At 24.6% G+C, this 16015-nt stretch carries 12 protein-coding genes; 2 read left to right on the forward strand and 10 right to left on the reverse strand.

Translation table 4 applies throughout. The features are described from left to right. Nucleotide 1: 1 nt before the first annotated feature. The 4 genes from rnc to JTY60_RS02520 are packed head-to-tail and all read right to left on the reverse strand — an operon-like array spanning nucleotide 2 to nucleotide 3718. Entirely contained in the window at nucleotides 2-730 is a 729-nt protein-coding gene (gene rnc / locus JTY60_RS02505; protein WP_434414542.1) for a ribonuclease III, read from the reverse strand. After that, the gene (locus tag JTY60_RS02510) at nucleotides 730-1701 is read right to left on the reverse strand and encodes a hypothetical protein (protein ID WP_434414543.1); all 972 of its coding nucleotides are present in this window, start codon (nucleotides 1699-1701) and stop codon (nucleotides 730-732) included. The genes rnc and JTY60_RS02510 overlap by 1 nt, the downstream gene beginning before the upstream one ends. A gap of 4 nt (nucleotides 1702-1705) precedes the next feature. Further along, a complete protein-coding gene (locus JTY60_RS02515; protein WP_434414544.1) occupies nucleotides 1706-3367 on the reverse strand; it encodes a DAK2 domain-containing protein in 1662 nt (553 codons plus the stop codon). A 27-nt stretch (nucleotides 3368-3394) separates the two neighbouring features. After that, entirely contained in the window at nucleotides 3395-3718 is a 324-nt protein-coding gene (locus tag JTY60_RS02520; protein WP_434414545.1) for a hypothetical protein, read from the reverse strand. Nucleotides 3719-3767: 49 nt separating this feature from the next. Between JTY60_RS02520 and rpmB the strand changes: the two genes are divergently transcribed. Continuing rightward, nucleotides 3768-3956 carry a 50S ribosomal protein L28 gene (gene rpmB, locus JTY60_RS02525; RefSeq protein ID WP_434414546.1) on the forward strand — a complete coding sequence of 63 codons (189 nt, stop codon included), beginning with the start codon at nucleotides 3768-3770 and terminating at the stop codon, nucleotides 3954-3956. 5 nt (nucleotides 3957-3961) lie between these two features. Here rpmB and JTY60_RS02530 read toward each other — a convergent pair whose 3' ends face one another. Beyond that, nucleotides 3962-6703, reverse strand: coding sequence for an FtsX-like permease family protein (locus tag JTY60_RS02530; protein ID WP_434414547.1), 2742 nt, complete (start codon nucleotides 6701-6703; stop codon nucleotides 3962-3964). Nucleotides 6704-6912: 209 nt separating this feature from the next. Between JTY60_RS02530 and JTY60_RS02535 the strand changes: the two genes are divergently transcribed. Beyond that, complete coding sequence (locus tag JTY60_RS02535) at nucleotides 6913-7539, forward strand: hypothetical protein (protein ID WP_434414548.1); 627 nt, start codon at nucleotides 6913-6915, stop codon at nucleotides 7537-7539. Between the two features lie 161 nt (nucleotides 7540-7700). On the opposite strand, the gene JTY60_RS02540 is transcribed toward JTY60_RS02535, so the two are convergent. From JTY60_RS02540 to aspS, 5 genes are read right to left on the reverse strand one after another with little or no spacing between them, the layout of a single operon-like run. After that, entirely contained in the window at nucleotides 7701-8711 is a 1011-nt protein-coding gene (locus JTY60_RS02540; protein ID WP_434414550.1) for an ABC transporter permease, read from the reverse strand. After that, nucleotides 8698-9615 (reverse strand): ABC transporter ATP-binding protein, encoded by a 918-nt coding sequence (locus JTY60_RS02545; RefSeq protein ID WP_434414551.1) that lies wholly within the window; start codon nucleotides 9613-9615, stop codon nucleotides 8698-8700. Before JTY60_RS02545 ends, JTY60_RS02540 begins: the two co-directional genes overlap by 14 nt. A 30-nt stretch (nucleotides 9616-9645) precedes the next feature. Next, nucleotides 9646-12375, reverse strand: coding sequence for a magnesium-translocating P-type ATPase (gene mgtA, locus JTY60_RS02550; protein WP_434414552.1), 2730 nt, complete (start codon nucleotides 12373-12375; stop codon nucleotides 9646-9648). 4 nt (nucleotides 12376-12379) lie between these two features. After that, entirely contained in the window at nucleotides 12380-14371 is a 1992-nt protein-coding gene (locus JTY60_RS02555) for a transketolase family protein (RefSeq protein ID WP_434414553.1), read from the reverse strand. 9 nt (nucleotides 14372-14380) lie between these two features. After that, the gene (gene aspS, locus JTY60_RS02560; protein ID WP_434414554.1) at nucleotides 14381-16015 is read right to left on the reverse strand and encodes an aspartate--tRNA ligase; all 1635 of its coding nucleotides are present in this window, start codon (nucleotides 16013-16015) and stop codon (nucleotides 14381-14383) included.

Consider the following 16015-nt stretch of genomic DNA (forward strand, 5'->3'; position numbering starts at 1 on the left):
CTTATGATTTTTTTTTACTAAGATTTTTTTTTAAAAAATAATTAAGCGCGTTTTTGGCGGCTTTTTGCTCAGCCTCTTTTTTGTTTTTTCCAGTACCTTCAGAAATTTTATTTTTATTTCAAATTACAAAAGTACGAAAAATTTTTTGATTTGTTAAGTCTTTGTTTGGATAAATATAATCAACCCCAGGTAAAGAAAATGATTGTAAATACTCTTGAAGTCTTGTTTTATAATCCTCAATTTCTTCAAAATCTAAGTAATACAGATTAATAAAATAATGATTTTTTAAAAACTGAATTACTTTATTTAACCCCGAAGATAAATAAATTGCTGCAATTAACGCCTCAAAAACATCAGCTAGATTTTTAATACTGTTGTGGAGTGGGTCTCTTTCACCTTTTCCAAGTTTAATTCAATTGCCAAAATCTAACTTATGAGAAATAAAACCAATTGTCTTGGTTTGAACTAACTTTGATCTAATTTTTGACATTGATCCTTCAGAAATATCTGGATATTTCTTATACAAATATAAAGTAATACAAAAGTTTAAAATTGAATCGCCTAAAAATTCAAGGCGTTGATAACTTTCAATTTTATCTTTTTGCTCATTGCATCAAGAAGAGTGACAAAAAGATTGAAAAAACAAATTTTCTTGATCTTTTGGAATCTTAATTTTAAGAGACTTTAAAAATTTTATTAAAGGGGCCTTCTCCTCGTCTAGTTGATTCATTAGTTTAATTGTTTGATGTTCGCAAAATCATAACATTTTTTTAGTGCATGATAAAAGGATATTTTGTTGCTAGCACCATGAGCCTTTATACAAACTTTTTTAACATTCAACAAAATAGCGCCACCAACATAGTTGTAATCTAATTTTTTGATGGTTTTTTTGAGAATCATTTTTACTAATGGACTAAAAATTTTAAATAAAAATCTTTTATTAATGTTATTTTTTACGTCTTCAATAAAAGACAAAATTCCACCTTCCAAACCCTTTAGAGCTAAGTTTCCAGATCAACCATCAGAAAGAATAATATCTGCGTTAGTTTTCAACAAATTAGTAGGTTCTACATAACCATCAAAATACTTTGAATATTCACTATTTTTTTGTAATAGTTCGGTTGTTTTATGGGTAAAAGCATTTCCTTTGCTAACTTCTTCACCATTTGATAAAATTTTAATTGAGATATTGTTATTTCCATTATTTTTATAATATTTCACTAAAAATGGCAAGCACAAAAGTAATTTCTCTGGTTGAATATCAATGTTTGCCCCAATATCTAAAAAAAAAGAAGCTTCTTTTTTTTTAATATTTGGCAACATTCCACAAAGAACTGGGGTTGATTGCTCATCAATTTTTAATTTACTGTAACATTCTAAAACAAAGGCAGCGCTGTTACCAGCAGTAACCATACCACAATAATCATCTTCTTGAAGTTTGCTAATAGCTAATGCCATGCTACAACCCTGTTTGTCTTTAATGCTAAAACCTAGGTCTTTTTGTTCAATTTTTTCATTACACTCAATAAAAAATAAATTTGATGGAATGATGTATTTTTTTGAAAAATTCATTCACTCCTTCTTGGTACCAATTACTTCAATAAAGGCGTCTGGAAATTCATGACAAAATGAAAATGCAGCAGCGTATGCCTCACTTTCACTATTATCAAATCCAAGACAATCTAAAACTATTTTATTCATAAATTTAATTTAGCATCAAAATGCATTCACTACTTTCCATAATAATGTTGTATAACTCCCATTTGTATTTTTTTAATTTTAAAAAATTTAAAATTTTTTTTTCTTCTTGTTTTGAAAAGGAAAAAGATAAAAAAATTGTAATTCCTTCAAAAATTTCAGACTCTTTTTCTTCTAAAAAATTTAATAATAGGGCAACTTTATCTTCTAATTTATTGATTATTTTTTTATCTTCTAACAAAAAGAAAGAAAATTTTCCATTATTGTTTAAATTTTCTGAATTATTTAAAGATAAATGCAAAGAATTTTTAATATAAAAAGCGGTTACTTCTTTTGATAATTCTTCAAAAATACTTAGGGTTTCTAAAGGACTTTGCTCAGGTGAAAACGAATAAATTAAAGGAAGCGCATAAATTATTGAAGGAAGTAAAAAAACATGACAATTATCAGAATAATCACTAATAATCTTGAAAACTTTGACGTCATCTGTTAAAAAAATATTATCTTTAAATTGATATTGACTTTTAATTTTTTTAAGGTTCTCTGAAGAAAAATTATCATTTTCAACATTAATAATTTCTTTTAAATAACTATCTTCAAAAATATTTGGTATTTTTTGACAATTTGTGATCAAAAATAATCCCGATAATTTTTTGTTTTCTAAATAATTATCAGGATTTTGAAGTTCATTTGATGGATTATCATTTTCTGAAAATAAAAGATGATTTTCCGTTTGAAAATTCATATTGTCAATCTTTATTTTCAATAATTGTCCATGTTTTAGACCAACATTTAATAATTTGTCTGGATCTAAAGCATGGGCGTGAACTTTAATAATATTGTTAGCTTTTACAGTAATAATTGAAGAAAAATTATTTTTTTCAAGTTTTTTTCTAAATTCTTTTAAATTAAAAGTTTTTTGCTGTTTTTCGTTCAATAAAATTAAAAACTCAGTGCAATAACCATGATTACAATTGGAATTAATGATAAATGATTCTAAATTTTCATTGTGGTTTTGAAAGTTATTATCTTTTAAATTTTGATAATTTACAATTTTATGATCAAAAAATCCATCTTTCATTCCCTCAAAAACCTTTAGTAAACCAAGAGCCCCGGCATCAACTACTTTTTTCTCTTTTAAAATTTCCATTTCTTGGGTTGTTTCTGCAACAATATTTTTTACTTCTTCTATAAATTCTGGAAAAAAATTTTCAAAGTACACAATGTGCCTGAATTTTTTATAAATTCTAGCTATTTTTTGAATTACTGATAATATGGTGCCCTCTTTTGGGACATAAACTGCATTATATGCTTCAATAGAACCATAAGAAAATGACTTTAAAAAATTTTTTACCGTGAACTTTAAATTTTTACTAAAATATCTACTAATACCAACAAAAAATTGACTTAAAATAATTCCTGAATTACCTCTAGCTCCAATGAGCATTCCTTCACTCATTTGTTGAAAAATTAAACCAACATCATCAGTATCCAAGTCTAAAATATTGTTGATTCCAGATTGAATTGTAATTGACATATTAGTACCAGTGTCTGAGTCTGGTACGGGAAAAAAATTAATTTGATTAATTTCTTTGGAAGAATTAATCAAATTGTTAGCTCCAGAAAATAAAATTTCTTTTAATTTTTTTGGTAAAAGGATTTTTGTCATTTTTAATTTTTGTTTAATATCATCAAGCTAAAAAACTAAATTAACAATATAAAAGTTTACTTTAGTTATTTTTATATCTAGTTCTTTTTCGCAAAAATATAAAAATTCTTGTTCAAAGTTAGATATTTTAAAAAAAAGATCTTTTTTAAATTGAACATCTGCATAGATATTAATTAAAAAAGTGTTTTTTTTAAAAACGTTTTTTTCAATTAAATTATAATTTTTAATTTTATATTTTGAAAATAAATTTAAAAAATGTTTTTTTTGATAAAAATTTAAAATTAATTCGTGTTTTTCTAAAAAAATTTTAATTTTTTTTAAATATTGATTAAAATTATTATCATTATTCACGTATATATTATAAAAAAAATTATAAAAAAATAAAGATTAGGATTCTTCAATGAAAATTTGTTTAGTAACTGGAAAAAGAAAAAGATTTGGAAACAACAGAAGTCATGCTATGAATGCTACTCGTAGGTTTTGAAAAGCTAATATGCAAACCAAAAAAATTCTTATTAATGGAAAAAAAGTTAAGGTTTGTCTTTCAAATCGTGGCTTTAGAACCTTGAAAAAGTGAGAAAAACAATAGTTTTCTTATTCTTTAATTTTTAATAAGTCTGCTAAGTTTTTTAATTTTAGTTTTTTCTTTGCAGCGATATATGATAAGAAAACAATTATTAACATAATTACAACTGTATATAAAATTCAAATTGGTTTAAACACAAAAAAAATTGGTAAAATAATTTTATTTGTAAGAATTGTATAAAGTTCTTGCAAAATATAATAACTTGCAAGCATCGCAAATATTGATCCAATAATTAACGATAAAGCATAAACTGTTAAAAAAATAAAATTTACAAAAGAATTTTTATATCCTGTTGCTTTGAAAACAGTAAATAATATCCGATTTTTTCTTAACAAAAATTCCATAAATATAAAAGTAAACACAATACTTATAAGTGAAGATAAAACAATCAAAATTCAAAAAATAATAATAAATATTTTAAACTGCTCATCAATAAATTTTTTTATTTCTTGATTTGATGTTTTAATAAATATTGAACTTTGATATTTGCCATTAACATTAAAAAATGACTGATAGTCGGTATTGTCCTTATAATATACATAATTACCATCAAAAAAAAAGCTTTTATCCTCTATGACTTGTGGTAAATATGAATACACACAAGGAAAAAAAGAAAAATCATTTTCCAAATAGTCAATAACTTTAAATTTTTTATCATTTATTCCCGCAATAGAAAAGGTTTTATTGTAAAAATCTTTATAGTTTTTGTAAAAATATGAGTTGCCAATTAATGGAATAACTTCAGGATCTGCCTCATATGATGCATTAAGTTTATTAAGAACCGCATCGGTAAGTAATGGAAAACAAGTTGTTAATTTATCTTTAGTCTGCTCTGGAATCGATAAAATTTGAAAATTAGTTGATTGCTGATCAATTTTAGCTGCTACATAGGATAATGAAAAAGATAATGATGTGTTTTGATCTAAATAATATTCATTAAATGACATCAAAAAGTCTTTATTCCCATAAACTTTTTTTACATAATCAACAATTTCTTTGTAATTATTTGCTAATAATTTTTTTATTAGGTCGGCTTCTTTAATATTTTTTAATGATGAATTGTTAATTGAAAATGGTTTATTTTGTTTTAGTGCATCTAAAAATTCTTGAGAATTATTGAAAGATTCAGCTAAATTCTTATCGTGTGAAAAAAATAAACGATTTGAAATATCGTTAGCGTTATCTGGATAAAAAAATGGTTTTGTAAGAATATATTGAGAATTAAAATTATTTACGGTATTGTATCGGTTTGAAAGAGCAAAAATTGAAAAGTTAAAAACAAATGAAGATAAAATTAAAAATGTGGTAACAAAAATACCAGCAAAAAAGAACAAAGAATTCTTAAAATATGAAACAAATAAGTTAACTACAGATCTAATAAAAAAACTAAATTTTTCAAAAATTTTTTTTCATCTTTGGGTTCTTAAAATTAATAAATCTGATAAGTTATTAATTGTTGCTAAACTATTTTTAGAAAGTTTTCTTAACGCTACCAAAATTATAAATAATAAATATGCCCCATAAATTAAAATAAATGCGCCAAGAACAATGTAGTTGTTTAAGTGATACCCTTCGGTTGGTAGAATAAATGGTGATAGATAAATATGTAAAAAATATTTTGTTGTGTAAAATGACAAAAAGTAGGCAATGGAAAAAGTTGTAAGAAATCAAAAAGAAAAGTAACTTAGAAGCGATCTAATAATTTCTGATTTTTTATACCCATTTATCTTTAGTACTGCAAGAGATACTGATAATTTGGAAAGATATGATTCCAAGCAAATAAAAAAAATTGAAAATAAAAAAATTGATAGCATTAAAATAAATAAAATAACAATATAGTAAACAGAAACACTGTAATTTTGAAAATAAAAAGTGTTCATATCATTAAAATCAAATTTTCTTGTTAAAGATATAACTTTTAGATTTGGATCTTGTAAAAGTCTGTTATTTAATTGAGAAAAAATGGAATTTTTTTTAGATTCTGAAAAATTTTCATTTTGATATTTAAAATAGCAACTATAGTAATAATTTAAGGGAATTTTTTGTTGTAATTCTTTTATGTCGTCGTTTAAAAGAAAAATAAAATTTTTATTCATCCCTTCAAAAATTGTTTCTCTATTGTAAATTCTTCTAGGGTTATAATCAATTGAAGCAACTTTTATTGTTATCTTAGCGCTAGGATCAGAAATATCATAGTTTAAATCAAACTTACTATTCAATTGTAAGTGATAATTTTTTGCAAAAGAATTGGAAATATAAACCGAATAAACTTTGTTTGGACCAACATTACTTACTGGTTTTTTATTTTTTTTGTAAAGAAAATAATCAAATTTTCATTGATTATTTTTTGATTCTGGGAAAGTAATGAAGGAAAAATCTTGTTGATTAACCATAAAAGTTTCATGATCATTGATTAGTTTTCACTTTAAAGAAAGTGGAGAAATTTTTTTATCTCATTGAAAATATAAATCTTTTGAGGGTGAAAAATTTTCTAATAATTTATCAATTTCTTCTTGTGTTTTATTTTGAACTAATGGATCAGTTTTGAGTTGTGAAAAATTTAAATAGAAATCGTATCCTTTAGTTTTCTTTCAAAAATCATTAAAAATTAAATTTCCGTTTAATGGTGTCGAAATTCCGTTAAAAACAATAATTAGAAAGGTTAAAAGAATAAAATAAATAAGATAGAAAACAAAAAATCTTTTAAAATATTTATGAAAATATAAAAAAAGTTTTCTTCTTATTAACATGATTTTTTAATTTTAAATTATTTTTTCTTAATAAAAAAGTTGATAAAAAGATTAATGTTTTTTTAAAAAGAGATTACAAAAATTTTTTAATATTTTTTTAATAATATTTTGTAAATTTGAAATAATTAATTTTTATTTTAGAATAAAAAGTAAAAAATTTTTAATATTTATTTTTTATTAATTATTTTTTACAAAATTTTGGAGGCTAAATGAATTCTATTTGAAGAATAGTAGCCAGTAATCTTATTCCTCATTCTCCAAACATGGTTTATGAGGTATTAAACTTAGAATTATGTTACATGGGATTACAGGTCAAAAAAGAACAAACAGATGATTCATACTTATTTGACTTCCAATTTACAGAAGAAGAAATATCTAGAAATGTAAATATTGAGAACAATAAAATACATATAGATGCTTCAAAGATTGATTTTAATGTTGTACCAAAAGAATATCAATCACTTTTACCAGTAATAGAAAAAACATATCAACTGTTACTTGATAAAAAATTGATTAATTTTGATAAATGCTTAAACATTTATTATGATAACTTTCACAATAAAAAGTTATTAGATAAAAATAATGACTTAACTGTGAAACTTCACTGATGTGGTGTTGAAATCTTTTTGACAGACAGTTTTATAAAATCTGTAAAAGAAAATTTTGATTTTACTTTTTTTAATGAAAAAATTAAAGATTATTTTAATTATATTTCAAAAACTGTTTCATGAATCCTTTTTTCTGAATTTTTAAACATTGCCAGAAAAAATAATGGTAGTGGTATTACGTGTTTTATTGGATGAAATGGTAAATTAGTTGACACTTTTAGCAATTAATTTTTCTTAAATTAAAAAATAACAATCAAAAATTATTTATTTAATTTAATTGCCTAAAATATAACAACGTTTTTTTATTAATATATATTTCTCTTTTATCTAAAGAATTAAGATATTTTTATCTTCTACTTTTAGAAAAAGAGATTTTTTTTATAAAAAATTTATTTTTTATTTTTTTTATTATTTTGATATTTTAAACTCTTAATTACTTCTTTGAATTGAATTCAGGCTGCTTTTTGTGAGTAATTTAAAATACCTTGTTGGTAAATTAGTGTTAATGGAAAAGAGACTAAATAGTAAAATAATAAATTAATTAACAAAGCTAAAAGAAAAATAAGATAAGGATCTAATCAAGAATTTAGCAAACTTCCAGATAAAAAAGCGGTTGGAAAAAAACATAAATTAATTAAAGGTACACATCCCAAAATTGTTTTTAAAGTATTAGAATCGGAATGATATACTGAGTTAAAAGATGTAAAAGACATAATTGGAATAATAATCAAAGGTAGCATTAAATATTGACTGTCTTGTGAAGAAGATGGAATACTTGAAAGTGATACCGCAAAAGTTAAATAAGTAAAAATTGTAATAAAAATAATAATTGAGGATGAAACTAAAAATAAGATAAAATCGCCGTGTAATTTGGCAGTTTTATAAATATCAAAAATACTGCTATTTTTGTTAATACCTGAAAGTTTTTTAGCAAAAGAAAAAATTCCATCCCCTGTTTGCTGGAAAATTAATGTCGAAAAAAAGTTTATCAAAAGAAAAATGATAAATAAATAAAAAAACACCGAAAAATTTGAAAAAATTCTTGCAAACATATGCTTTTTTGCTGGTAAAGAGGAAATAATAATTTCCATTGCTCTAGAATTTTTTTCTTCAACGGTTTCTGTAGAACTAATATTTATTAAAAATATTACAAAAACATAGCAAAGTAAGGAAAAAAGAAGACAAAGAAGCATAAAAAAAAGTAATGAATTATTTTCATTTACTGGCAAAGTATTTCCACCTATTATCTTTGGTACATATCCTAAAAATATTGCCAAAAAAATTGAAATTGTAAAAAGAATTTTAAAGGATTTTTTTTTTACTTTTTGTAAAAATAAAAAGTAAAAATCAAATCAGCCAGGCCTTTTAGTCAATTTATCAATAAATTTATTGATTTTCATAAAAAATTTTTTGATTTTCTAATTTTTCGATAAAAATATCTGTAAGTGAAGGTTCTTTAATCTCAAAAAAAGTTAAATTTTGAATTTTTGGTAAAATTTTGTAAATCGCTTCTAGTTGTTCTTGATTAAAAAATTTAACTTTTAAGTAATTTTTTGTTGCAGAAATAATTTTTATTTCTTTAACTGCATCAAATTCATCAATTGGTAAGTTTAAACCTTTAATTTCTAAAAAATTATTTTGATACTTTTTTTTAATTTCTGCTATTTTACCCTTTAAAATTTCTTTGCCATTGTTAATGATTAAAATTTTTTCACAAAATTTTTCAACATCATCTAGCTTGTGGGAAGAAAAAAGAATAATTTTGTTCTCTTTTGAAAGTTGTAAAATAACTTTTTTAAATATTTCTGCATTAATAATATCTAATCCTGAAAATGGTTCATCTAAAATTAAAATTTCTGGATCATGGATAAAAGCTGCTAAAAATTGAACTTTTTGTTGGTTTCCTTTAGAAAGTTGTCTAATTTCAGTATTTTCATATTTCTTAATATTTAAAATTGGTGCTCATTTATCTCACATAATTTTAGTTTTTGATAATGTTTGACATTTAAGACCGGAAAAATAACAAATTTGATCAAAAACTTTGAGTTTTAATAACAAACTTCTAATTTCTGGTAGGTAGCCAACTTTAGAAAAATTTTTATTAAAAATAAACTTATCTTCATTTATATAAATGTCGCCTGCATCTTGAGCAATTAAATTTAATAAAATTCGAAAAAGAGTTGTCTTTCCTGCCCCGTTTGGACCTAATATTCCAATTATTTCTCCTTTTGAAACGGAAAAATTAATATTTTCTAAAGAAAATTTTTCAGAAACTCTTTTAGAAATGTTTTTTAGGGCTAACATACTAAGTTATTTTAATAATAAAAAGAAAAATTAAAATCACTTTTTATAAATTTTTATGTAAAGTTTTTTTCCAATGTTTGCAATTAAAAAATAAAAAATTACCACAAAAAATAAGAAAATAAAGAATTTTAACGGTAAAGGACTAAATTGGAAGCCATCAATGGTAAACGGAATAAAAGTAATTGAAACACTTACTAATAAAACTAATAAGGAAAAAACAAAAACAATTGGTGAGGCGCTTGATTGTAAAAATGGAATTTTTTTTGTTCTTGCAGTGTGAAAAACACAAACTTGTGTAAATACTCCAACCAAAAATCAAGCAGTGTGAAAAATTTTTAAATTAGTTGGATTGTTTATTGATGAAGGGTCTTGTAATAGGTTTGTTAAAACATATCCTGCAAAAGCAAAGGTTAAAAGATCAAAGATGCTACTAATCACTCCATTGATGCAAATAAAGGGAATAATGTTTTTTGTGGTTCATTTTGTTGGCTTTCGAATATCTTCTGGATCAACATTATCTCAAGGAATTGCAAGTTGTGATATGTCATACAGTAAATTTTGAAATAAAATTTGAATTGGCAACATTGGAAGAAAGCTAAATCAAAACATTGCCATCAATACCGAAATTGTATTTCCAAAATTAGAAAAAATTGTTATTTTTAAGTATTTTATAATGTTAATATAAGTTTTTCTACCAGATAAAATTCCATCATAAATTACTTCTAAGTCTTTTTCTAAAAGAATCATGCTCGATGATTCTTTGGCAACATCGGCAGCATTATTTACAGAAATGCCAACATCTGATGTCTTCAAGCAAATGGCATCGTTTATCCCATCACCCAAAAAACCCACTGAAAAATTTTTTTGTAAAACTTTAATAATTCGTTCTTTTTGTAATGGTGAAAGCTTTGCAAAAATATTTTTTTTTGCCACAATTCTTTCTAATTCTAAGTCTGATAAACTATCAATTTCATCCCCCAAAATATAATCATCTTTGGTAAAGTTTAAGTCAATCTTATTCGCAATTGCCAAAGTTGTTCTTTCATTATCACCAGTTAATATTTTAACCTTAACACCTAGGTGATTCAATTTAGAAATAATTTTTTTAGCACTTGACTTTGGAATATCTAAAAATCCTAAAACACCTAAAAAAATTAAATCATTTTCATCTTTTACAGAAAAAATGGTTTTTTCTGGATCTTTGATTGGTTTGTATGAAACCACTAAAACACGCTGCCCTAAGTCATTTAATTTTTTAACCATTAAAGAAATTTTTTTAATGTATTGGTCGGTTAATGGTAAAATTTCTTGATCAATTTTTACTTTGTTACATTTATTTATTACTTCTTCAAAAGCACCTTTGCAAATCAAACTTTTTTCAAAATTTATTCCATCAACAATAACCGACATCATTTTTCTTTTAAAATCAAAAGGAATTTCATCCACTTTAAATAAATTGTCAATTTCAAACTTTTTATTTTCATTCGTAAATTTGTCAATAACAGAATAATCTAAATTATTTTTTAAATTAGTTTGAAAATAACTGTTCAAATAACCATATTTTAAAATTTCTTCGGACTTTTTTCCAAAAATATTATAGTAATTTACTAGTTCGATCCGATCTTCTGTAAGGGTGCCCGTTTTATCGCAACACAAAATTTCCATACTTCCAAGATTTTGAACAGAAATTAAATTTTTAACAATAATTCTTTTTCTCATTAGTAACCTGGCACTTTTAGAAAGCGTCGAAGTAATGATTAATGGCATCATTTCAGGTGTTAATCCAACAACAATCGAAGCTGCAAATAAAAAAGCTTCGGTTGTCTTTACAGAACCATGAAAACCTAGAAATTTATATCCCAAAAAGACAATTGGTAACATAGCAAACATTAAACAAATAAGAAAAAAAGAAATTTTTCGAACTTGTTTATCAAAATTAGTTTTTTTTGTTGAATTTAATGATTTGCAGATAAATCCAAAATAGGTGGAAGCCCCTGTCTTTAAGGCAATTGCAATACAGTATCCAGATGATACTGAAGTTCCTTTGTAAATAATATTTTGACATCCAAGAAAATTTTTTTTAAAATTAAAGTCATCGCTTGAAAGAGTTGCGTGCTTTTCTTGAGGTAGACTTTCACCTGTTAAAGTGGACTCATTAATTGATAAATCCTTGGAAAATAAGATTCTCATATCTGCAGGGACTAAATCACCAGCAGATAAGTAAACAATGTCTCCAGGAACAATGTTCTTTAAGGGAATATTATGACATTTTTTAAATATTTCACTGTTATTTAGGTAAACAATTGAGCGAGGATCATCAAAATTATATCGATAAACCAAAGTATCTGTATTTACCATTTTAATTAATTTATCTGAAGATTTTTTTGCCCTAATGTCTTGAATATAGGAAATAAAAATACTTAAAAATACCATAAACAAAACAATAATTCCCCCAAATAATTCAACTTCATCGGAAGTTAAAAAATAGGATATAAAACTGTAAAGAGAAATTAATAATAAAACAATCACAAAAGGATTTAAAAAAGTTAAAAGCAACAGATAAAATCAACCTTTGGATTCGGGTTTAATATCGTTTTCTCCATATTTTTCTAAACGATAATTGGCCTCTGATTCACTCAAACCAAACATATTCCCATTCATCATATCGATAACTTGTTCGTTAGAGCAAGTACTCGCTTTTGCGATTGTTTTTCAATCGTATTCTTTTTTTGTTACCGATTTTTTGAATAAAGAAACCATTTTTTTAAGAAAAAGTTTTTTTGATATTTTTTACAATTGATTCTTGATCTAATTCAAAATATTTTTGAATATCTTTATCTTTTCCAGAAACTCCAAACGTTGAAAGTCCAAAAGAATAAACTATTCTTTGATTCCCAAAAATATTTCAACAATTTTTATTCGATAATTCAAAAGTAATCAATGGTTCGGTATCAGAAAGTACAGAATTTAAATAAATTTTTGAATTTTCTAAAAATTTTTCAACACAAGGTAGGGAAACTACTCGAATATTAAAATCATTTTTTAATGCTTCTGCGACTAAAATTGCTAAACTTACTTCACTGCCAGTGGCTAAAAATATAAGTTTTTTTCGATTATCTTCTGGTTCAAAATTTACCAATATATAACCACCTTTTTGAGTTTTTTCAACACTAGTATGTGAAAGTTGTGGTAAGTTTTGTCTTGAAGTCACAAAACATGAAACTGAAGATAAATTTTTTTCTAAGGCATCTTTTAAGCAACCAATTGATTCTTTAATATCTGCTGGTCTGTAAGTATAAAGATTATGAGTATTTCTTAAATCTCAAATTTGTTCAACTGGTTGGTGGGTTGGCCCATCTTCTCCTAAAAGAACTGAATCATGGGAAAAAAATAAAAGTAAGGGGATTTGCATTTGACATGCAAGTCTAATTGGTGCTTTCATGTAGTTTGAAAAAGCAAAAAAATCTCCTCCATATCCCCATTTTATTGAAGTTAAGGTAATTCCTGAAACAAAACTTGCAAGTCCAAAGTCACGAACTCCAAAATACAATGTTCTTCCATTATAATTTCAACAATTAAATTGACCATCTGCCCCAGCAATTTTCGTACTAACACTTAAATCGGCGCTACCACCTAGAAATATTTTTTCATTTTGACAAATATAATCTCAAATTTTTCCAACACTAACTCTTGTAGCTTCTGAATTGTTGGAAATAAACAATTCATTAATTTTATTTCAATCAATACTTAATTTTTTATGATTATAGAAATTTAAAATTTCTTTGGAAATTTCTGGATTTTTTTTTGAAAATTTTTCAAATTTAGTTTTAAATTTTTCATAGTTTAAAACTTTATCTTTAATGATTGAATAAAAGTTTTGTTTTACTTCCTCTGGAACGGTAAATGGTTGATAGTTTCAATCATAATTTTTTTTTGTTTCTAAGTAATCTTTTACAGAAAGTGGTGCACCATGGACTTTTGTTGTATTTTCCAAAGGTGATTTATAACCAATTGTTGAAACAACTTCAATATAGCTTGGTAGACTTGAATCGATGGCATTTTGAATTGCTTTTTTAATTTCATCTAAATCATTTCCATTAAAAACTTTTTGGGTATATCAATTCATCGCTTTAAATCTTTGATGAAGGTTCTCAGAAAAAGTTGCCGAAACTTTACTGTCAAGTTGAATTGAATTAGAATCATGAATTAAAATTAAATTTGAAAGTTTTAGATGGCCTGCAAGGGAACATGCCTCATATGAAATTCCCTCCTGAAGACAACCATCACCACAAGCAACAAAGACATTTCCATTAAACATTTCACAATAATTATTATTGTAGATTGAATTGGCGTTTTTAAGCCCAATTGCCATTCCAACTGCCAGGCCAATTCCTTGACCTAATGGTCCAGTAGTGCATTCAATTCCTAAATTAACATCGTATTCTGGATGTCCTGGAGTGATGCTTCCAACTTGGCGAAATTTTTTTAAGTCATCAATGGTAAATTTATAATTAAAGTGATGTAAAACACTATATAAAAGTGCCGATCCATGCCCTGCAGATAAAACAAATCGGTCTCTGTTAATTCAATTCGGATTTTTTGGACTAAAATTTAAAAAATCTTTGTAAATTGTATAAATTGTTGGTGCAAGTCCTAAAACAATTCCTGGATGACCAGAATTGGCTTTTTGTACCATATCTAATCCTAAAATTCGAATACTATTTATAGATAATTCATCAATTAATTTTTTTTTCATAATTTTTCCTTATTTAATTTTTAGTGGTGAGTCTGTCAATAGACAATCTTTTTTTGAAGTTTTTGGAAATAAAATAACATTTTTTATTGATGATTCATTTAAAATTACCATCAATAATCTTTCAATTCCTAAAGCAATTCCCCCGTGGGGTGGACAACCATAATTCATAGCTTCCATAAAATAACCAAAATAATAATCGATTTCTGCGTCACTAATCCCTAAAATTTTAAAAATTTCTTTTTGCAATTTTACATCATTATTTCTCAAAGAGCCTCCCCCAATTTCATAACCATTAATGACAATATCGTAGGCTTCACTTTTTGATTTCAAAATGTTTTTTTCAAGTTTTGTCTTGGTGAAAGGATGATGAAAGCAACAATATGTTTTTTCAAGTTTATTATAGTAAAACATGGGTCATTTTTTAATTCAAACAAATGCGTAAGGAACTTTTTTTAAAAAATTTAAATTTTTTATTAATGTCTGACGAAAAAGTCCTAAAATATTTCTTGTATCTTGATTGTTATTTAAAATAAAAATTGCAAGGGGACTTTTTACTTTAAATAAAAAAGCAGCTTTTTTTTGATCTAAATTAAAAAAATTTTGATAATTTGTGACAACTTTTTGATTCTCAAAATACAAAAAGAAATAGTCATTTTGAAAAAACTTATGAACCTCCTCTTTTATTTTAGCAAATTGTTTTGAATTTATTTCAATGTCAATTAAGAAACCAATTGCTTTTTGATTTAAATAAGGAAAAAAATCAATAATTTTAAAATCATATCTTAAGTCTGGTTTATCACTTCCATACAAAAATAGTGCTTTTTTAAAAGTTAAGGACTCAATTTTAAAATTTGAATAATTTAAAAATTTTTTAAAAATAAATTTTAAAAATTTATTAATCAAATTAACAATTTCTTTCTCTGATGTAAAAGCAATTTCAATATCTAATTGGGAAAATTCAATTTGTCGGTCGCTTCTACTATCTTCATTGCGAAAACATTTTGCAATTTGAAAATATTTTGTAAACCCAGAAAACATCAATAATTGTTTTCAAGTTTGAGGAGATTGTGGCAAAGCAAAATATTTATCGCTATTTAAATCACAAGAAATTAAAAAATCATTGGCACCATTTAGCGTTGGAACGGAAATTAATGGCGTTTCATGTTCAAAAAAACCATTTTGAACAAAAAATTTTCGAACTTCAAAAATAAATTTACTTCGAAAAAGCATAATTTCATTAATTTCTTTGCGTCTTAAATATAAATAACGGTATTTTAGTTCAAGTTCCTCGTGAATTTTATCATTTGAATTAATTAAAATTGGTAATTGTTTTGCCTTACTTAAAAGGCAAATATCATCAGTCACTATTTCCAAATCTGAAAACTGATAATCTTTTTTTGATGGCTTCTTTGTCAAAATGCCATGGACTAAAACAACAGACTCTAAAGAAATTTCTTTAGAAAAAAGATTTTTATCTTTTATTGTTGCTTGTATTAAATAATTCTCATATCTTAAAGTTAAAAAAATAACGTTTTTTAAGGAAATGATGTGGTGTACAAAACCATATAAAAAAACTTTTTTATCAAGAAAATCATAAACTTTATTGAAATTTAAGTTTTGATAAGATTTTTTTAAGTTTTTCAT

It is taken from the genome of symbiont of Argiope bruennichi, assembly GCF_051094275.1.
Classification (GTDB): Bacteria; Bacillota_I; Bacilli_A; order Mycoplasmatales; family SG1.